We start from the raw sequence: 20014 nt of genomic DNA on the forward strand, positions 1-20014 counted from the left end.
CGCTGGTGCTATAAAAAATGTCATGAGTAGATACTCTCTATATATGTCGATGTTTCTCAAGACACCTGCCGTTGCGCTTATATATTCAATATTAAGTCATTTTATTTTAGGAACGGAATAAATGAAATTAACAAAAATTGCAGCGGTGGTTATTCTGGCTGGCACTCTGTCTTCATTCGCACAGGCGCAGGATCAGGGGCATGGTTCTGTCACCTTTACGGGTTCCATCATTGATGCCGCGTGTTCTATTGCCAATGGTAAGCAAGATGTTTACTTGGGGGAGATCTCCAATGCGGCTCTGGCTGCCAATAGCAATACGGGGAACTCAACGCCAGTGAATTTCACCATTGACCTGCAAAACTGTGATGCATCTGCAGGCCACGTATCAACTACATTTAGTGGCGCTGTTGATGCTAACGATACCACCAAGACTCACCTGGGTATTACAGGTACAGGTTCCGGTGCGGGTATTGTATTAACTGACGGTGCGGGCAAACCTATTACCTTAGGTGCTGCGACAGCTCCTCAAGATTTGCAGGAAGGTAACAATACACTGTTGTTTTCTGCATACCTGCAGGGTGATGGCGCCTCTGCCGTTATAGTCCCTGGGGAATTCACTGCGATTGCAGACTTCACCCTGGATTACAATTAATCACTACCTGATATAGTGCCTGTTACTGTACGCCCGCCTGTGCGGGCGTATGGTGGTCAATTTGCTGAAGTGAGTTCATGATCCGAATAATACGTTATACCTGTATTTTTATTTTTCTTTTAGCATATTGCTTTATCGCTACTGCGGGCAGTGTCCGGTATAACAGAATGCATTTTTATGGGGTTATTAAAGCACGGGCATGTAATATTTTCATGGCAGGAGGGGAACAGCAGATTGATATGGGGGAGTTAATTGAAAAACAGCTTGAATATAATAAGAAAACTCTTTCAGAGCGATTCTCTATTCATCTTGATCATTGCGTATTTGATGTTAACTCAAAAAATGATACGCCATGGCAGTATTTCCGCGTTACGGTAGATAGCGTTGATGCAGACAATTTTTCTGAACCGGATGCCAACGCGGGGAACATTGTCTTGCAATTATTAAATAAAGGTATGCGAGCAAGTAATAAGGGTGAGAAGGTTGGTAATTACACAAAAGTAAGCAATACAGATATGCGTCTTGACTATGCCTTATCGTTTAAAGAGAGAAATGTCTTTGGCCCTGCGGATAACCTGCCATTGATACCTTCTTCATTTATCGTTGAATATAAGGTGAGTTACTTTTAGTTTTTTATAAATCATTCGCAAGAATAACTGACAACGATGGAACTGGAATGTATAGCTCTATAATGTTGCCGTTAACCAGGCGCATAATTTTTGGCGTGTGCTTGTCTTTTGTTTTTTTACAGTGCGGTGTATACGCGGCTGATTATGTTGATTTCAATACTGATATTCTGGACGTTAATGATAAAAAAACATTGACTTCAGTCGTTTTGAAAGCAGCGGGTATATTATGCCGGGAGATTACAGCTTTAAGTTAAAAATCAATCAGAATGAAATAGATGAACAGCCTATATCTGTTTATAACAAAGATGATGATAAAAAAGAGACAGAAGCTTGTTTCAGTAGTGAGCTGGTGAAGCAATTCGGACTAAAAGAAGAGTTCTTACAAAAAATTAGCATGTGGCACCAGGGGCAATGTGCTGATATTACTTCGCTGGAAGGCGTAATTGTCAGCCCTGATATGGGGGCTGGGGTGTTGAATATCAGTATTCCCCAGGTCTATCTGGAGTATGTTTCCAACGACTGGGTGCCAATCAGTATGTGGGATGAAGGAATTCCTGGGTTGCTAACAGATTACAACCTCAACTTTCAGAGCAATACACAGGAGAGTGACGGTCGCACCGATCGTACGTTGTCGGGTAACGGAACGAGTGGATTAAATATTGGGGCATGGCGAGCACGCGCAGACTGGCAGACGAATTACGCTAGCGGTTCAAGCGGAAATAGCGGAAGAAAAAAATGGGCATGGGATCGCAGCTATGTCTATCGTGCTATGCCTAAATTAGGCGCTAAGCTAACATTAGGTGAGGACTATATGAATTCTGATCTGTTTGACAGTTTTCGCTTTGTTGGCGCCAGTATGATATCTGATGACAATATGCTGCCACCCAATTTACGTGGCTATGCGCCAGAAGTCTCTGGTGTGGCAAAAACGAACGCCAAGGTGACTATTTCACAACAGGGGCGAATTATTTATGAAACGCAGGTCGCTGCCGGCCCTTTTTCAATACAAGATTTAAACAGCGCTGTATCAGGAACGCTGGATGTGCGCGTTCAGGAACAGGATGGATCGGTGCAGCAATATAAAGTCAGTACCGCATCAATACCCTATTTGACACGCCCTGGAAGTATCCGTTTCAAGGTTTTTTCAGGTCGACCGACCAATGAAAGTCACCAGGCAGCAGGTGAAACTTTCAGTTCTGGTGAAATGTCATGGGGGATTAATAACGGGTGGTCGCTTTATGGAGGATCCACAGTTAGTGATAGCTATCGTTCACTGGCTGTTGGCGTCGGGCGAGATCTTATGATGCTGGGGGCGCTCTCATTTGATGTTACACGTGCAGATGCCAGGCTAAATAACTATCAAAGCGAAGATAAAATAGGGCGTTCCTATCGCCTGAGTTATTCGAAACGATTTGACGACACAGGGAGCGAGATCACCTTTGCGGGATATCGTTTTGCAGAAAAAGATTTCATGAGTTTTAGCGATTTTCTTAATTATGTATCAACAACGGATGCATTTCAGGAAGATAAAGAGATGTATACGGTGACGTTTAGCCAGCAGTTTGTTGATTCAGGAACGAGTCTGTATGTGAACTATTCACACCAGACTTACTGGAATAGCCCGGAAGAAGATCGCTATAATCTCTCGTTGTCGCGTTTTTTTGATATGGATAAGTGGAAGAATATTAATATTTCATTGACGGCATATCGGAATAAATTTGAAGGCAATAATGACGATGGCGCTTATATATCGGCGTCAATACCGTGGGGCGACACCGCAACCGTAAGTTATAACTCAACGTTTAGTGATTCGAGTAACTCGCATCGCATTGGCTATTATGACCGTCTGGAAAATGGCGATAATTACCAGATTGCTACCGGGAGTGGTAACGAAGGGATGAATGTGAGTGGCTATTATGATCATTCTGGAGATTTATCAGATGTCACTGCAAACCTGGATTATGAGCAAAATCAGTATCGTTCAGCTGGCTTAACGTTGCGGGGAGGCGTTACTGCCACAGCCAAAGGCGCTGCGTTGCACAGAGTGAATTCACTTGGTGCTACCCGTGTACTGGTCGATACCGTCGATGCTGCAAATGTCCCCGTTCATGGTTATGGCGATACGGTATTAACGAACCATTTTGGGAAAGCGGTTATTACAGATGTTACACAATATATCAAAAATAATTTAAGTATCGATATCGACAATATGCCGGATGATGCGGAAGCGACGTATTCTGTTGCATCGGCAACATTGACTGAAGGGGCAATTGGGTATCGCAAATTTAACGTGATATCGGGTATGAAAGCATTGGCTGTTATACGCCTTGTCGATGGTAGTTTTCCACCCTTTGGTGCCAGCGTACACAATGACGGGAATCAGGAAGTTGGTATTGTTGGCGGAGATGGTCAGGTTTATCTGAGTGGTTTAAACCCAGGAGCCAGCCTGCAGGTAGTATGGAGTGAGGACGACAGTTGTAAAGTAGTGATTCCGGAAAAACTGGGGCAATTGGATCTTACCGATACATTGCTTCTACCGTGTATCCATTAGAGATAAATAAATTTCGTTAATTTAAATTGGGTTGAGAAGATGAAGAGATCAAGATGTAGAATGTATTTTGCCGTTACGTTAACGGGTATCGCCTGTTCAATGCTGTCATCATATGTAAATGCGGCTATTTCACTGGATCGAACCCGGGCGATTATTAATGGTGATGATAAATCCATCAGCCTGAGTATTAGCAATGAAAATAAAAACCAACCTTACCTGGCTCAGGCATGGATTGAAGATCGGCAAGGGAAAAAGATTTCTTCTCCTTTAATTGTGTTACCTCCTGTTCAGCGTGTGGAACCTGGTGCGAAAAGTCAGGTAAAAATTCAAGCCTCTCCTGCATTGGCACAATTACCCCAGGATCGGGAATCGCTGTTCTATTTTAATCTGCGTGAAATACCGCCGCGCAGTAAAACACCGAATACATTGCAAATTGCGTTGCAAACCAGAATTAAGCTTTTTTACCGACCAAAAGCGATCGCCATGGATAAAACCCAGGCAGCGGATGGTGATTGGGTAGAGAGCACAACTCTGCAGCGTCAGGGGGACAAATTTATTTTGAATAACCCCAGTCCTTATTTTTTGACAGTGGTTATTGCTCAACCTAGTGTAAAAGGGAAAACGGTTAAATTTAAACCAACAATGATTGATCCACATGGACAGGCAACGCTGGAAGCATCGGCCAGTGAGTTGGGAAACCATCCGGTATTGACCTATATTAATGATTACGGTGGACGTCCGCAAATTCAGTATACCTGCAGTGGCAATACATGCCCGGCAAAATTATTGAAATAAATGCCACAGAAGGGAGTTATGGAGAAAATTCGACTCGTTGTAATTTTTATTGTCTTTTTAATAATGAACTCGGCGTATGCGGATCGATATACCACAATGATAACGGTTTCGGTTAAAGTTGTAGAACCGGCATGTGTGGTGAATGAAAACAAACCGATCAACGTGGATTTTAGCGATCATGTTGCTGTGACAGATGTCGCGGCAGGTTTGGCCGTAGAAGACATTGAGTACACGCTGCAGTGTTATGATGCAAATCCGTCGTCGGTGCCTGTTAATATGTATATTAATGGTTACGGGCAAGGATTTGATAAGGGTAGCGTGCAGACATCATTGGACTCTCTCGCTATAAGGATAAAAGCTGATGGTGTGGATTTTCCATTGAATACAGATTTGGTTATTAATTCGGGTGGGCCTTATCCTAAGTTGACGGCCACCTTAATTAAGGCACCGAATCGTGAGTTGCCGACGGGATCGTTCACTGCCGAAGCAACGATGGTAGTATATTATCCATAACACGATTCACCATGTTGGTAAGTAAAAGCAGGTACCAGTTTCTGATATTTAACTGAGGATCAGAATCCTTTATTTGTGTCACCAATAAATGTAGGCGATAAGTGAAAATAAATATTTGGCTGTTCGGTATAGCGCTTTGTGCAAGGGGCGGTGTGGTGAATGCTGATAATAATGTACACTTTACTGGTGCATTAATATCAGAACCTTGTGAAATTAATGGCAACCAGCAGATTAATGTTGATTTCGGTGATAATGTTATTACAACAGATGTCTCTGCTGGTCTGGTAACGAAAGATATTACTTACACCTTGGACTGCAGTAATGCTGGCTCCACGAGCAATTTAAGCATGGAAATATCAGGGACAATTGTTGATTTCGATCAGTATGGCGGAAGCCTCGAAACATCAATTCCAGAACTGGCGATTAAGCTAAAACATGATGGTGCAGATTTTCCGCTTAACAAGAGTCTGCCTTTTACTGCAGGTAGCCAGCCTGTTCTGTCAGCATTGTTGATTCAGGAACCTGGTTCTCACCTGCCTACAGGCCAATTTAGCGCATCAGCAACAATGACGGTAGACTACCCATGAAATCTTCTCTGTTACTCTTATTATTCTTTGTTCTCCAACCCTGGGGAATGGCTCAGGCCGATGGCCCTAATATGTTTTTCAGCGGGACCCTGGTGATGCCCCCTTGTACCATCAGTAAGGGCGCAAAGGTAGAAGTTGATTTTGGTGAGGATCTGGGGGTCAATAAAATTGATGGCGTGAATTATACCAAGACTGTTGATTATACGGTGGACTGTGACGAGGATTATGTGGCTAACCAGTTGGCGATCGTTATCGAGACGACGAGTCCAACCATTTTTGATCCGTCGGCAGTTGCAACTGACAAAAACGGGCTTGGCATCAAGGTGATGATCGGCACGCAACCAGTTACTTTTGCCCAACCAATTGCTGTCGACGATCCCACATCCCCGCCGGTTATCAGTGTCGCTCCGGTTAAAGATCCCGCTATTACGCTGGAGGAGGGCGCCTTCGAAGCTTTCATGACTCTACGCACGGATTACATATAGGTAAGCCATGAAGCTCAATATTCTTCTGTTCAGTGTGCTTTTACTGTTGAAATACAATCCGCTCTATGCTGATGGCAATGTCCATCTTTCGGGGGCGCTGGTTTCGGAACCATGTACGCTGCCTGACGGTAGTGACAATATTCCGCTTAATTTCGGGACCGTGGTGGATAAAGATCTCTACGCGCACGAGCGTACTGATAGCAGTGCGTTTACGATTCATTTGGCAGATTGCGATCCGTCTGTATTGTCGACGGTCAGCGTTACGTTTCAGGGAACAGAAGAAACAGAGTTACCGGGTTTGCTGGCGATAGATCCCGCCAGTACGGCAAAGGGTATTGCGATTGGTATTGAAGGCGATAATGGGACATTACTGCCTTTGAGTACGGCGAGTCCCTACGCTAACTTGATACCGGGAAATAACGATTTAAATTTTCAGGCGTTTGTCCAGGCCACGCCGACAGCGATGGCTAATAAAGCCCTTGTTGTCGGTGAGTTTTCGGCGACAGCCACCTTTGTTCTGGGTTACCAATAAATATTATCGTCGAGGTTTAAATGCGCTATTTATTATCCAGCCTGTTGTTAATTATCTCTTCAGCGACGGCAAGCCAATACCCGGTGATAAGTTCTATCACTACTGATACACAGGACGCTGAGCATATAGTTTACCATATTACTCAGCATTTAATTAATTACCCGGACCCTGCGATTGATGCGATACCGCCTGCGGGCTATATGTATGCAACTTTGGCAATGAAGCATCCAAAATATATCTATGATGGTAACCCTCAGACATTAGTGATGCCGGGTTATGTAAGAACATCGAGTAGCAAAAGTTACAGCGAATCAGCGTTGGAAGCATACAATAGTCAACAAGGTATCACTACGTTTATTTCACCGTCGGTATCCGAACCGTTAAAACCGGGCCAGGATTGTATAGGCTATTTCTTTACTCCGTCTTTAGACCCGAATATGGGCTCGTCTGCGATTAAAGCGCCTGCAGGGTGTGTGGGCGTACCGCCTGCACAAGAGTGGTGTAAGATAGTAACGCCAGAACTGGTATTCGATCACGGGGTAGCTACGTTGGAAGATGCTGAAGATAACAACATAGCTGATAAAACGGCAAATCTTCGAGTGAGTTGTACTGCCGATATGCAGGTGACTTTTAACCTGATGAATACGGATACTGGTGGCTATGAATCTGAGTCGATTAATTTAACTCCATCTGGCAGAGCATTTATTTCTGTTGATAATAAGGCGCTTAATAGCACTCGTAATATTCCTATTTCTCTAAAGGCTGGGAATAATGACCTGCCAGTAATTAGCCGAATATCTGATATTAACGCCACTGGCGTTTATTATGGAAGCAGTGTGTTGATAATGGAACCATATTAACTCTATTTGTTTCTGAAGTGTTAATAATTATCTTTTTATATCATGGCCTGATGATTATATAGATTCTGTTTGCGGGTGCGGATATCCTGTAGCATATAGGGCTATCGCATCTTTATTATTTATTAATATTGTTTTTTATTACTGTGAGCCAGTATGAACTCTCGCACGATTGTAAAATTTTCCCTACTGATGCTATTTATTCTTTTTGTCGGAATTTTATCATGGCCATGGAAAACGCTCTCTGGATACGGAATGGATATCACGCTCAATATTCTGGTCTGGATCTGGGTAGCTCTGTGGGGAGCTGCTCTTTCAATTCTGCTATGGCGTAAGAATATTAAGGGGAGTCTGCCTTTGGTACTTCTGCTCGCGGGCGCGATCCTGATGAGTGTACCACTGGCATGGACACCAATGAGTTCATGGGGAGAATCACTTACCCGTCTGGGGGGGATCTGGGCAATGGCTCTGCTAATGGGGCTACTTTTACAGTTTCCCCTGCGGGGACGCGAACGTCAGTGTATTTATATGATTATTATTGCAGCAGGGATTATTCAAACAGGGATTTCCTGTTGGCAAATTCTGGCACCGGAAAATGCTGCTGCCTGGACGGAGTATTCCTTTGCCGGTCAAAATGGCCGTCCTGCAGGCACCTTTCTGCAAATCAATCTGTTAGGTTCTTTTTTAGCAACCGCTTTCCTGTGTGCACTGTGGCTTATGTCTTCAGGACTGATGCCAGGTTTGCGTAAAGCATCCATGCTGTGTTCTGTGCTGTTGTGTGCCGGTGTCATTATTACGCAGTCCCGTTCAGCGCTGCTCAGTGCCATAGCAGGTGGTGTTTTGATGTGCATTTTTAATCGCAAGAAGCCTTTTATCCTTGCGGTTTTGGTGGTGACTTTGCTGGGGTCATTCGTGGGTGAGGCAACTCTCAATCAACGCGTCAAGCTGTTACCGCAAACACTAGATACCGCTATGGGGAATTTAACGGGGACAAACCACGACGAGCGTCCTCGTGATATCGACTTGAGAACAGACTGGAATCGCCAGCATTCTGATGCTGAACGTTTCACTTTACTCAAAGGCGGGATGGCGCTGATTTATTCGCATATTTTTAAGGGGAGCGGACTTTCTTCTTTTGAAACTGCTTTCCCCAAGGCTTTGGCCAGTGAGGGAATAACCAATCCTTTTACTGTGACGGTTCGTTACCCACATAACGAATTAATTTATGTCTGGTGCGAAGGCGGAATACTGGCATTAACAGGGATCTTACTTTGGTTGTCTCTTGTGATTGCGCCGTTTCGGGCAATTAAAGCACGTAATGTCTGCTCGCGTGGGGCATTACTATTACCTCTGTTGCTACATATTATGACGGAGTATCCCTTGTATTTATCTGCTGTACATTGCGTGTTATTGGTTATATTGCTGTGGCTGGCACTTCCAGTGACGATCAAAAACAGTGAGAAACGCTGGCAACCTTCATTTCCATTACGCCTGGGAATACAGGCAGCAAGTTATGTTCTCTGTCTGTCAGGCACCCTATTTATGGTGACCGCACTGCAGTCTGCTAAACAACTGCGTCAGGCAGAGGATTTTTGGTTAAGCGATCCTTCATTATTGGCCGTTTCTGGTAATGATTATGCACAGGCAGACCATTTGTTGTTTGATCGGGCAGCTAGCGACCTGGCGCTTTTCAATATTAATTCTGATGTCTCGTTACTTATACAGTTTCAGTCTCAGGCCGGAGAGTGGCTGAAGTGGCATAACGATTCAAACATGATGGACTCAATGAGAAAAATTGCCTTGTATTTTAATAATTCACCACAAGCGCAATACTGGAATTATCGTGGTTGTTTGAGTTTTCCACAGGATACTCGCTTTTCATGTACAACAGCTGTAATGCAAGGGAAACCACAATAATGAATGAGTCCAAAGCGCTACAACCCGTATCAGCGGTGCAAATTACTCATCTGGATGAAATGGTTGGCGGCTGGTTTATTGGTGCATTTACACCTGCTGCTTATTCGACGAATGATGTTGAAGTTGCTGTAAAACATTTTCCTGCTGGAGTGGTTGAAAAGGCGCATGTCCACCGGATTGCTACAGAAATAACATTGCTGCTACAGGGACGAGCACGGATGGCTGACAGGGAACTGAACGCAGGCGATATTATCACTCTGGCACCTGGAACCGCCAGTGCATTCGAGGCTCTGGAAGCGTGTATTACCGTGGTAATAAAACATCCCGGTGCGCTTAATGACAAATATTTTGAGAGTTAATGTGATGCTGAATATTGTGATTCCAATGGCTGGTCGTGGAAGCCGGTTTGCGCAGGTGGGTTTTACCGATCCAAAACCCTTCATCTCCATTGCCGGTGTGCCGATGATTGAACTGGTTATTAATAATTTACGCCCGAGCTGCCCGCACCGGTTTATTTTCATTTGTCAGCAAGCACATCTGGAACGCTATGATTTTGCTGCGCGTCTGGAAAGTCTGGCTCCAGACTCTCTGGTTATCAGCGTCGCTGATATTACTGATGGCGCACTTTGCTCTGTTTTGAGTGCCGCAGCGTTAATTGATAACAGTTCCCCTCTGATGATTGCCAATTCCGATCAGTGGGTAAATATCAATATTGACGACTATTTAGCAGAAATCGAACGCCGCGACCTCGATGGCTTTATTATGACAATGTCGGCAACTGATTCTCGTTGGTCGTATGTTAATTATGATGAAGAAGGGTGGGTATCTCAGGTCGTCGAAAAAGAAGTTGTTTCCAGTGAGGCGACTGTTGGCATCTATAATTTTCGCTCTGGTCGTGATTTCTGCCGTCTGGCGCGATCGATGGTTGCACGCAACGAACGCAGCCAGGGGGAATTTTATGTCGCCCCTGTGTATACCCATATGTATCGTGAAGGGTTATTTCGTATCGGTACTTATAATATTGGCTGCAATGGGAAAGGGATGCATGGTCTGGGTACACCTGAAGATCTTGCGCAATTTATGAAGAGTAAGGCCCTGAAAAATGCCCTGGAGAAATGTGAGGCAACGGTATGAGACTTATTGCCTGCGTACACCGGAGAGGATTACGTTGGCCTGTATGCCGGGTATTGCAGGATCCTGAACGCTGTTTTTCCCGACTTCCTGAGAATACAACCGTCATTACATTTGCGCGGGTTAAGAGTGCTCCAGTACATAAACTGACAGCAGTAGAGCGCTTTTTAGACATTACTACCGCTAATGTTGTTTGTTCACACTGGGATTTTTCCCCATTGGCGGCTCAGTTACTATGGGATACTGCACATCTTATTCCTGTGGGTGGTTGTCTCTATTTACTTGAATCGGAAGGAGTAGGGGAATTACTCTCCAGGTCCTATTATAAAAATAGATTCGTTGAGATCACATCAGCAATCCCGGGTATTCGTTGTTTCCAAAAAAAGAGTCTATTACCAGCCGAAAATGATCGTGGTCTGGATGCCTGGAGTTTCTGTATTCCGGTTGGTGGCACTGATGCAGACATGTTAAATGCTTGTGTGGAACGGATTCTCTCTTTGGGGGTGGAGCAACAAGAGATCATTCTTTGTGGTCAGGTACCTGAAGACTTTAGCTATTTTAGTGAAGTGAAAATTATTGGTGAAGCATTACCCGAATATCCAATACATATTACCAAAAAGAAAAATATGCTGGTAAAAGCGGCTACTTTACCTAATTTATGTATTCTTCACGATCGTGTTCTGTTGCCCGTTAACTTCAAAGACGCAATCAAGCGTTTTGGTGATAATTATCCCTTCGTTGGTTTTCAGTCATTCTGGTTTGCTGATCAGTGGCAGGCTACACCGCGTCGTTATTCCGACTTTGGTACGATATCGTCAGTACCTGAGGCTTTAATAAAAGCTGAGCGTTTACGTCGCACAGAAATTAAAGAATTTAACCCGATGAAAATGGCTGCGCAACATCCCGTTCGCTCTCATTTTGGTCATGATTATCTGACTGGCAGCCTCTATTTGTGTAAGCGAAGCGTTTGGCATTGCTTGCCACAGAATGAGAACCTGTTCTGGGGGGAGTTTGAGGACGTAGAGCAGGGAATTCAAGCGGCAGTAGCTGGTATACCTTCTCGTGTAAATCCTTATTCACTGACAGAATCGCAGCGCTATCGCAGCATAATGCATGGATATGGCGTGCTATCTGGAGTGGTGAAAAATGGTTGTATCAGACAAGAACGATCTCCAATGGAATGGTGGGGGTTTACACGCAAACCTGCACTGGATATTACTCATCAGGAAGGGATAAAGCGTCTCGCGGCTTTTGCTCAACGCTATACGGGAAGCGATATTCTGGTTCGTCAGATACAACATCGCCCCTTAACTGGAGTGCGTCGCTTTTGTCTGATAGCAAAATTATTGTGGCAAACGCAAGGTAATACCAAACATCTGGTAGAAGATTGGTTCAAGGAGGTTTTATGTGAATCTTATGATCCGGTCTCGAGAGAATCATTTCAGTTTGTACTGAATAGTGCAGCAAGTGTCGCGGATAAAAAACTTTTTTTCCTTAAGCATATTAGCCTGACGCGCCAGTTATTTAATAATTTTTTCTCTTCACCTTTCATTATGCCCGATAAAACTCAAGAAAAAACAGGGATCAATAAATTTATAGGAACATTCATTGCCGCAGTCTGGTTGAAGTTCTTTAGTCGACATACGGCTTTCCCTATATCGTTACTGCAACTCTGGCGTATCTTACGCAATCACAGAGGTGTTGTATGACACAAATTAATGTACTGAATGCACCGCTTACCACCGTACATTCATGGGCAGAAGGAAATAGCGAAGCGCTGTCATCATTATCTGGCATTAATGATACTTGTACTGTCTGGATTACACTGTGTGATGACCGGATAGTTGAAACCAGAGAAATGACGGAAGCCGGGCCTACATATCCGCTGGTTTTCATTATTTATCAGAATGGGATGCAGGAAGCACCAGAAAAGATTTGGCCAATGTGTCTCCATTATATCAATGCGGTCGCGCGCAATACACAGCAAGTGGATCTCATTCTCACAGGCGAAATGATCTCTCATCGGTATGCTGCGTGGGTAAACTGGTTGAATTTTGTTTCTGATACACCATTACCATTGCGTCGGCTGCTCCTCTTAAGCGTTTTGAAAATAATAGCCTATGGCAATGGGTTTTTTATTCAAAATAGAGCCGTACAATTTGTATCCCGCTTATTCAGGAAAATGTAATGAAACAACTAAGCCTCGTCATTCAGGGGCCTGTGCAAACTAAAGAACAAACTCTTGAGCAGTTTTTATGGCAGCTGCAACGAGTGCGGGATACATTTCCTTTAGCTGAAATTATTGTTTCATCCTGGGATATGGCTGATGCCGGGAACGAGTTTCTCGCCGACTTGTTATCACATATGGATATTACGTTGGTTCTCAGTGACGATCCTGGTCCCATTATCGGCTGGGAGTCAGCAGGTAAGCATTTGACAAATGTTAATCGCCAGCTAGTTTCTACTCGCGCGGGGTTGAATGCTGCAACCCGGGAACTGGTAATTAAGCTACGTACTGACTGTTATCTCACCGATCGATCTATTGTGAGGTTACTGGAACAGCATGTTGCTGCGGATGATGGCTTCATTCGTGATAATACGTTTAGTGTATTTTCTCAGCGCGTTATTACTGCCAGTTGGATCGCTCGTGATGCCAGAGGGAGCCTACCTTTTCTGTTTCATCCGGGTGATATTTTTCTTGCAGGACGCACGGAAGATATTAAAGTATTTTTTAATTCACCACTAGCCACTCAAGATCTCTTCATGCCCACTATATTTCCTGGGGGCCTGTGGTGCGCATGGCGTTATGTACCTGAGCAATGGCTGTGGGTTCATGCCATTAAAAAAGTTACGGGTAAATCTGTTTTTGATGGCAATTCCCAGCGCTCGGAACAATTAATATCTCTTTCGGAACAATATTTTCTGGCAAATTTTATCGCTTATAATCCTGAACACCTTGGGTTGCGTTGGCCTAAGTTTCAGAGAAAATATAAATGGCGAGGTGCCTTCAGTGTTTATTCTTATTCACGATGGTTACGTTTATATAAACGCTATAATGGAGTGAAGGCATTTACTCCTCGAGCGCTTGTCAGTTATCTTATAACACGGGTATGGCGTTGGGGATATATTATACGTGCAAGGTTGCTTTGCTGCGAAGCAATACGTCGCGTAGTCTTATCTGTCTTTATTCATCGGAGCGAATAGATGAGTATCGTTAATGGCTTTATTTCTGATGTAAACAGGAGAGCGACGATATATGAGGTCTGGCAGTCGAGGCACCTGATTGTACAACTAATAATACGTGATTTATCCGTTCGCTATAGCCAGACTCTGTTGGGATGGCTATGGGCTTTTTTAAATCCAGCCATGAATATGGCAATGTATTACGCTATTTTTGGGGTGATGGTACGGTTTTCACCACCAGAATATCAAGTATCTTATAGCTGGGTGCTGTTATGTGGGTTGATTTTATGGATGCTGTTTGCCTCCACGCTTAATGCCGTATCCGAATCTCTTATTAATAATATACAATTGGTTAAGAAAGTGTATTTCCCGCGGGTTGCACTGACATTTTCTTGCATAGGTGTTAACAGTATTGATTTTCTCATTACTATGTTCTGGTTAATTTGTATGCTCCCTTTTTTAGGGACTGACTGGTCTGTCTATCAATTGCCATTATTGTTTATTTGTAGTGGGGTGATGGTGCTAACCGGGTGGGGAGTAGGGTGTTTGATGGCGATACTGAGAACTCGTTTTCGCGATTTTCGCCATATTATCCCCCTGTTAACTCAGTGTTTGTTTTACGCAACACCTGTTGTCTGGACGCCTGGTTTATTGCCTGAACGTTTTTACTTTCTGACAGTATTGAACCCACTGAGCGGTATTATTTCTCTTTTTCGTTATGTCTTACTTGGCGGGGCTTGTCCTTCCTTTATCTTGTTGATTATCAGTTTTTCGGGGTGCGGATTAATCATTCTGGCGGGTTATTTTTGTTTTAATCACTATGAAGCATTAATTGTGGACAGAGAATGATCAGATTCGAAAATGTCAGTAAATGTTATCTCCGACATCAGCTACAAGGAAACTCGCTGCGTACGGCACTGGCGTTCCAGCGCAATAACGAGCATGAGTATTGTAATGCGTTAACCAGCGTCAGCTTTAATCTGGTGCAGGGTGAGTCTTTAGGTGTCCTGGGGCGAAATGGTTCAGGTAAATCAACCTTGTTAAAACTCCTGACGCGAGTGACTCGCCCTTCGTCAGGACGCATTTTTGTTCGCGGACGTCTGGCCTCTCTTTTGGAGGTTGGTGCTGGATTTCATCATGACCTGAGTGGCCAGGAGAACATTTTCTTGGCAGGGGCAATTTTAGGTATGCGTAAATCGGAAACGCAAAAAAAAATCAAAGAGATTGTCGAATTCGCAGATATTAATGATGCACTTTATCAACCAGTGAGAACATATTCTTCGGGGATGTTTTTACGTCTCGCATTTTCGGTTGGTATCCATTTGGACTGCGATATTTTAGTTATTGATGAAGCGCTGGCCGTAGGGGATATGCAGTTCCAAAAACGTTGTCTTGAGAAGGTAAAAAGCTTCCAGCAGGAAGGGGGAACCTTAGTGTTAGTCAGTCATGATGTTGAGCAATTACGTGCAGTATGTCAGCGGGGTCTGGTCCTTGAGAAGGGATATCTGCTACATGATGGCTCCTTATCTGACGCTTTGAAATATTACTCAACGTTATAAAGAGATTAAGGATATTCACATGCAAATTTTGGCTCATCGAGGGGCCTGGCTCACATCCACAGAAAAAAACTCCCGCGGAGCGTTAGTGTATGCGCTTAAGTCAGGATGGGGAATTGAGACAGATATTCGTGACTTAGACGGAGAGCTGGTGATCAGCCATGATATGCCCCGACGAGGGGTATTGCCTCTGGAAACGTTATTTAAAGATTATGTGAATAATAGCTGTTCAGGCACACTGGCTTTAAATATGAAGGCTGATGGCCTGGCGAATGAATTGAAATTTTTGCTGGCCCGGTATCAGATCACACGTTATTTCTGTTTTGATATGTCTGTGCCGGACTCTATGGACTATTTTTCAGCAAATATGATCACCGCTGCGCGTCTTAGTGAATATGAACCTGAAGGAGAACTGAGCCAGCGTGCGTCGGTTTTATGGGTGGATGGTTTTAGCTCTAATAAAGTCGAAATTGTTCTTATTAAAAGATGGCTGGCGTCAGGAAAGAGCGTGAGTTTTGTTTCACCAGAACTACATCAACGTGATCATGAATATTTTTGGCAAAGTCTGAGATCATTGCCTGAAGAATTGCTCAGTCACCCTAACATGATGTTGTGTACCGATTTCCCTGAGCAAGCAGAGGCATTATTAAAATGACACAGATTCGCGCCGTAGTGTTTGACATGGATGGGGTGCTAATTGATGCCAGGGATTGGCATTACCAGGCATTGAACCAGATTTTAGCGATGTTTGGGGTGGCGATTAACCATCAGGATCATCTGCTTGAATTTGATGGTTTACCGACTAAAGATAAACTGACTTTGCTGACAAAACGTTATGGGTTACCTGAGTCATTGCATCCTTTTATTAATGAGATGAAACAGCGTTATACCATGCAATTGATTCATCAACATTGCTGGCCAGTGTTTGAACACCAGCTCACGTTAGCCTGGCTTAGGCGTCAGGGTTATCAGGTGGCTGTTGCGTCTAATTCTATTCGCGACAGTATTGAAACAATGATGAGGAGAGCCCAGCTTTTACCCTATCTGAGTTTTTTTCTGTCAAATGAAGATGTTACCTGCGGAAAGCCTGATCCGGAAATTTACAACAAAGCCTTTCAGATTTTAGGGATTACACCGGCGGAGTGTGTCATTGTCGAGGATAATCCACACGGTATTATGGCTGCGAAAGCTTCGGGGGCGCACGTTTTAAGCGTTAAAGAACCAAAAGATGTTACTCGAGATCTGGTACGTAACTTTATTAATCAATGTGAGTCTATAAGATAATGAAGCCTATTTTATTATGTATTAACACCGTCGCTATGAATAGTGAAGATATATTTTCTTCGATTATTAACTGCGTGTTTCAAACTGGAGTACACCATAAGAATATAGATAACATATGTTATCTACCATCAAATAATATGACACCGCTATGTCAGGCGCTGTATGCTGCAGCCGATATTCCAGACCATGTGCCTGTACTGATAACAACAAGTGAACGCCTTCCGGGTTTCTTTCCTGCAGAGATATCATTGTCTGGATTAGTTGCAGGGGATGACGGGTGGCTTTTTTTTCATCGAGCCGATTTTTTTCGCCATTGTGCTATGAATGCTATTCGGGCTTATGACCCAACCAGCAATATAATAACCCTGACGGATTGCTGGAATCAGGCTTTGCTCTCTACAGAATATCATTTATAGCCACTGTTATATCGACTCTTTATCTAAATGACTAATGTACTAGCGTTATTATTTCCATTATCTGGAGGTGGTTATGCCACATTTCACTGATGAATTTCATTTGCTGTATGCATCTCAAGTCAGTTCTCTTATAGGTGAGTTATCTTTGTTTGGGGTAACAAAAAAGATTAAACGAGAAGAGATTATCAGGTTTTCTCAGCCGGGACGTTCCGTTGTATTATTAATATCTGGATTTTTTTCAATCTATCATATGCAGGACAATCTGTTTATAGCTTATCAGTCCCCGCAGTCCATTTTCGGTTTGTTGGGGTTAGTTACGGATGTTGACAGTATCTATCTGAAGGCTGAGACGGATGCAGAAATAGTTTTAGTTGATGTTGATGTTGTGCGTGAAAAAGTGGAGGAGAAAAAGTTGTGGAAAGCAGTAGCCATTAATCTTGTCCACATGCTCGCTTTAGCGATTCATCGTGATAGCAAGACGCTCAATAAGACCACCTATCAGCGTGTTTGCTTATCAATTTTAGAGTATGAAAAATTACCTTCAGAAATAAAAAAAAGAGTCGTGCTCAGCAAATATATTATTACGCGAACAACATTATCTCGTTCGTTGGTGATGAGTATATTAGCAAGACTAGCTAAAGAGGGACGCGTTATGATAAAACGTGGACGATTGCTTTATGTTGACTCTTGTTTAGCGAATTTAAGGGAGTGCAGACACTAATTTATTTGTCAGGTATGTAACGCAGTATCACCCTTCATTTTTCTCGTATGCACGAGGGAGGACGATGATGCAGACATCAAAAAACTCTCTTAAGAAAGGCTCTTCCAAAATTTTTCTCAGGTACACCCCAACAGTTGAGGGATGCTCTTACATCAACTGGAAATAATGAGCGTTTGATATGGCTATAGGCAACAAAAAGCAGCGAGTTTTGCAACTCGCTGCTTTAGGGGGGCTATGAACGAGTTTTGATGACTTGTTCATAAAATTTGATTGGTCGGCACGAGAGGATTTGAACCTCCGACCCCCGACACCCCATGACGGTGCGCTACCAGGCTGCGCTACGTGCCGACGCTATGGCTGCTAATACTACTGCTTTCCACCACGAATGCAAGGGGAGACCTTGCTAACTGATTTATAATTAATCAGTTAGCAATAAATCGTTTCTCATCCGTCAATACCTGCAGCAGCAGGCTTAGCTGCGGCTTCTGATCTTTGATTTTCTCGCCGTGCAAATTATACGTCTGGTAATTACCGTTGCTGTTGAGCACCAGCGTCATCTCCGGTGTGGTAATCGCCAGCGTATTGCCGTCGGCTGCTGTTACCCAATAATGGCGGCGCGTGGCATTGAACAGATCCTGCCCCTGAGAATATTCGTTCGCAGGCGTACTGACGTGCAGCAGGCGTTGCATGAGCGTGGTCATCAGGTCGGTATGATCGGTCAGGCTATTAATACGCTGTGCGGGTGTACCAGGCCAGTGAATCACCAGCGGAACCTGTAGATGACCACGAGACCAGTCGAAGTTGTTCTCTTCCTGAGACAGCGGTACACCGCGACCCGCGGTAATGATGACAACCGTATTGTCCAGCTTACCTGATTCACGCAGGGCGCTAAGGATACGGTTAATGTTCGCGTCTACGTCCTGAGCCGCGTTGGCGTACCGTTTAACAAAATTCTTCTGGTTGCTGTCGTCAATGTTGGTACCGTTAAAGGAGACCCATGAGAACCAGCGGTTATCTTCCTGCGCGTAGCGGCCCAGCCAGTTGATCCATTGGTTTGCCGTTTGTTCGTCAGATTGTGTTTGCACGCTCGGCATGGAGAAATCCGACAGTAGCGCCTGACGATAAAGCGGGCTGGTGAAGCCATCAGAAGAGAATAACCCCAACTGATAACCTTGTTGATTCAGCGCGGAGATCAGAGCAGCAGGCGTTCTGGTCGCCAAAATGCCATCCATATAGCTTGGCGAAACGCCATAAAACAGGCCAAAGATACCGTTATCCGAGGTGTTCCCTGAACTCATGTGGCGCGTGAAAGAGATATTCTGTCCGGCGAATTCAGCCAGTGCTGGCATCTGCTTTTCAAAGCGTGAGTAGTTCAGGCCGTCGACAGTGATCAGCAGGACATTCTGGCCGGTTCCCATATCACGATAACGTAGTTCGCTAAGTGGATACTGCACAGAAACAGCTTCCGGGTTTCCTTGCTCGATCAGACGGCGCTGATACTCTTGCGCGTCCAGCAGACCATGTTTTTCCAGAAACTTACGCGCTGTCATCGGATAGGAAAGTGGCAGGTTAGCGCGCTGCATGGTAATTGGGCGATAGAAGTTAGCATCTGCCCAGATATACACCACATGGGAGGCGATAAATGAAACGAAAAAGAATGCTGCTAACGGCTTAGCGAAATGACGGCGACGCGTCAGACTGCGCAGCTTCTGCCAGCTCCAGGTCGCAAACAGCATTTCTATTAGCAGAATTATCGGCACGCTGATAAACATCAGCTGCCAGTCGCGTGCAGCTTCGTTCTGGTCAGGGTTAATGACCAGTTCCCAGACAATGGGATTGAGGTGCAGGTGGAAACGAGTGAAAACTTCGCTGTCAATTAACAGCAACGTCATACCTACCGTTGCCAGGATGGCTGATAAGAATCGCATCAGCCTCTGGGACATGACGATAAACGTCAGGGGAAACAGTATCAGCAGGTAGGTGGCAAACACCAGGAAGCTAAAATGCCCGACAATGCTCAGGTAAGAATAGACACGACCTGCAAGCGTAGTCGGCCAGTCGGCGACAAACAGGTACCGACTACCGAGCACCATGGCCAACAGAATGTTGAACAGGGCAAACCAGTGTCCCCAGCTAACCATCTGGGAGACTTTCTCACGGTAGCGCTGACGATGAGTTAGCATAAACTGTTGTTCGTTTCCCCGG

Annotated in this window: 22 protein-coding genes and 1 tRNA gene; 21 read left to right on the plus strand and 2 right to left on the minus strand. The window is 44.3% G+C overall.

Annotation, left to right across the window (positions count from 1 at the left end; all coding sequences use genetic code 11):
- Positions 1-121 precede the first annotated feature (121 nt).
- The 21 genes from SK36_RS05870 to SK36_RS05965 all read left to right on the plus strand — a co-directional run bounded on the left by SK36_RS05870 (position 122) and on the right by SK36_RS05965 (position 17809).
- Positions 122-652 carry a fimbrial protein gene (locus tag SK36_RS05870; protein WP_048221012.1) on the plus strand — a complete coding sequence of 177 codons (531 nt, stop codon included), beginning with the start codon at positions 122-124 and terminating at the stop codon, positions 650-652.
- Positions 653-729: 77 nt separating this feature from the next.
- Entirely contained in the window at positions 730-1281 is a 552-nt protein-coding gene (locus SK36_RS05875; RefSeq protein WP_136345342.1) for a fimbrial protein, read from the plus strand.
- Between the two features lie 226 nt (positions 1282-1507).
- Positions 1508-3832 (plus strand): outer membrane usher protein, encoded by a 2325-nt coding sequence (locus tag SK36_RS05880; protein WP_231593073.1) that lies wholly within the window; start codon positions 1508-1510, stop codon positions 3830-3832.
- A gap of 60 nt (positions 3833-3892) precedes the next feature.
- A complete protein-coding gene (locus SK36_RS05885; protein WP_136345343.1) occupies positions 3893-4627 on the plus strand; it encodes a fimbria/pilus periplasmic chaperone in 735 nt (244 codons plus the stop codon).
- Between the two features lie 18 nt (positions 4628-4645).
- Positions 4646-5140 carry a fimbrial protein gene (locus SK36_RS05890; RefSeq protein ID WP_048221015.1) on the plus strand — a complete coding sequence of 165 codons (495 nt, stop codon included), beginning with the start codon at positions 4646-4648 and terminating at the stop codon, positions 5138-5140.
- A gap of 155 nt (positions 5141-5295) precedes the next feature.
- Complete coding sequence (locus tag SK36_RS05895) at positions 5296-5727, plus strand: fimbrial protein (RefSeq protein WP_231593074.1); 432 nt, start codon at positions 5296-5298, stop codon at positions 5725-5727.
- Positions 5724-6212 carry a fimbrial protein gene (locus SK36_RS05900; protein ID WP_048221016.1) on the plus strand — a complete coding sequence of 163 codons (489 nt, stop codon included), beginning with the start codon at positions 5724-5726 and terminating at the stop codon, positions 6210-6212. The genes SK36_RS05895 and SK36_RS05900 overlap by 4 nt, the downstream gene beginning before the upstream one ends.
- 7 nt (positions 6213-6219) lie before the next feature.
- The gene (locus SK36_RS05905) at positions 6220-6744 is read left to right on the plus strand and encodes a fimbrial protein (RefSeq protein ID WP_048221017.1); all 525 of its coding nucleotides are present in this window, start codon (positions 6220-6222) and stop codon (positions 6742-6744) included.
- A 20-nt stretch (positions 6745-6764) separates the two neighbouring features.
- On the plus strand, positions 6765-7604 hold the full coding sequence (locus tag SK36_RS05910) for a hypothetical protein (RefSeq protein ID WP_048221018.1): 840 nt from the start codon (positions 6765-6767) through the stop codon (positions 7602-7604).
- A gap of 252 nt (positions 7605-7856) precedes the next feature.
- Entirely contained in the window at positions 7857-9518 is a 1662-nt protein-coding gene (locus tag SK36_RS23085; protein ID WP_053069225.1) for an O-antigen ligase family protein, read from the plus strand.
- Entirely contained in the window at positions 9518-9877 is a 360-nt protein-coding gene (locus tag SK36_RS05920) for a cupin domain-containing protein (RefSeq protein ID WP_136345345.1), read from the plus strand. Before SK36_RS23085 ends, SK36_RS05920 begins: the two co-directional genes overlap by 1 nt.
- Positions 9855-10652, plus strand: coding sequence for a glycosyltransferase family 2 protein (locus SK36_RS05925; RefSeq protein ID WP_223307005.1), 798 nt, complete (start codon positions 9855-9857; stop codon positions 10650-10652). The genes SK36_RS05920 and SK36_RS05925 overlap by 23 nt, the downstream gene beginning before the upstream one ends.
- Entirely contained in the window at positions 10649-12358 is a 1710-nt protein-coding gene (locus SK36_RS05930) for a hypothetical protein (RefSeq protein WP_048221019.1), read from the plus strand. Before SK36_RS05925 ends, SK36_RS05930 begins: the two co-directional genes overlap by 4 nt.
- Complete coding sequence (locus SK36_RS05935) at positions 12355-12837, plus strand: hypothetical protein (protein WP_045445312.1); 483 nt, start codon at positions 12355-12357, stop codon at positions 12835-12837. The genes SK36_RS05930 and SK36_RS05935 overlap by 4 nt, the downstream gene beginning before the upstream one ends.
- Positions 12837-13853, plus strand: a complete 1017-nt coding sequence (locus tag SK36_RS05940) for a WavE lipopolysaccharide synthesis family protein (RefSeq protein ID WP_071828994.1) — start codon at positions 12837-12839, stop codon at positions 13851-13853. Before SK36_RS05935 ends, SK36_RS05940 begins: the two co-directional genes overlap by 1 nt.
- Positions 13854-14681: an ABC transporter permease gene (locus SK36_RS05945; protein ID WP_075261761.1), complete on the plus strand. Its 828-nt coding sequence runs from the start codon at positions 13854-13856 to the stop codon at positions 14679-14681.
- Positions 14678-15391: an ABC transporter ATP-binding protein gene (locus SK36_RS05950; RefSeq protein WP_045445307.1), complete on the plus strand. Its 714-nt coding sequence runs from the start codon at positions 14678-14680 to the stop codon at positions 15389-15391. The genes SK36_RS05945 and SK36_RS05950 overlap by 4 nt, the downstream gene beginning before the upstream one ends.
- 19 nt (positions 15392-15410) lie before the next feature.
- On the plus strand, positions 15411-16043 hold the full coding sequence (locus SK36_RS05955; RefSeq protein WP_048221020.1) for a PI-PLC domain-containing protein: 633 nt from the start codon (positions 15411-15413) through the stop codon (positions 16041-16043).
- Positions 16040-16672: an HAD family hydrolase gene (locus SK36_RS05960; protein ID WP_045445301.1), complete on the plus strand. Its 633-nt coding sequence runs from the start codon at positions 16040-16042 to the stop codon at positions 16670-16672. Before SK36_RS05955 ends, SK36_RS05960 begins: the two co-directional genes overlap by 4 nt.
- A complete protein-coding gene (locus tag SK36_RS24600; protein WP_136345346.1) occupies positions 16672-17088 on the plus strand; it encodes a hypothetical protein in 417 nt (138 codons plus the stop codon). The genes SK36_RS05960 and SK36_RS24600 overlap by 1 nt, the downstream gene beginning before the upstream one ends.
- 73 nt (positions 17089-17161) lie before the next feature.
- Positions 17162-17809: a helix-turn-helix domain-containing protein gene (locus SK36_RS05965; protein ID WP_045445298.1), complete on the plus strand. Its 648-nt coding sequence runs from the start codon at positions 17162-17164 to the stop codon at positions 17807-17809.
- A 271-nt stretch (positions 17810-18080) separates the two neighbouring features.
- On the opposite strand, the gene SK36_RS05970 is transcribed toward SK36_RS05965, so the two are convergent.
- Both SK36_RS05970 and yejM read right to left on the minus strand, forming a co-directional pair.
- Positions 18081-18157, minus strand: a tRNA-Pro gene (locus tag SK36_RS05970).
- A 74-nt stretch (positions 18158-18231) separates the two neighbouring features.
- Positions 18232-19992 carry an LPS biosynthesis-modulating metalloenzyme YejM gene (yejM, locus tag SK36_RS05975; RefSeq protein ID WP_045445137.1) on the minus strand — a complete coding sequence of 587 codons (1761 nt, stop codon included), beginning with the start codon at positions 19990-19992 and terminating at the stop codon, positions 18232-18234.
- Positions 19993-20014 lie beyond the last annotated feature (22 nt).

Origin of the sequence: Citrobacter sp. MGH106 (assembly GCF_001037495.1) — a bacterium.
GTDB lineage: Bacteria > Pseudomonadota > Gammaproteobacteria > Enterobacterales > Enterobacteriaceae > Citrobacter > Citrobacter murliniae.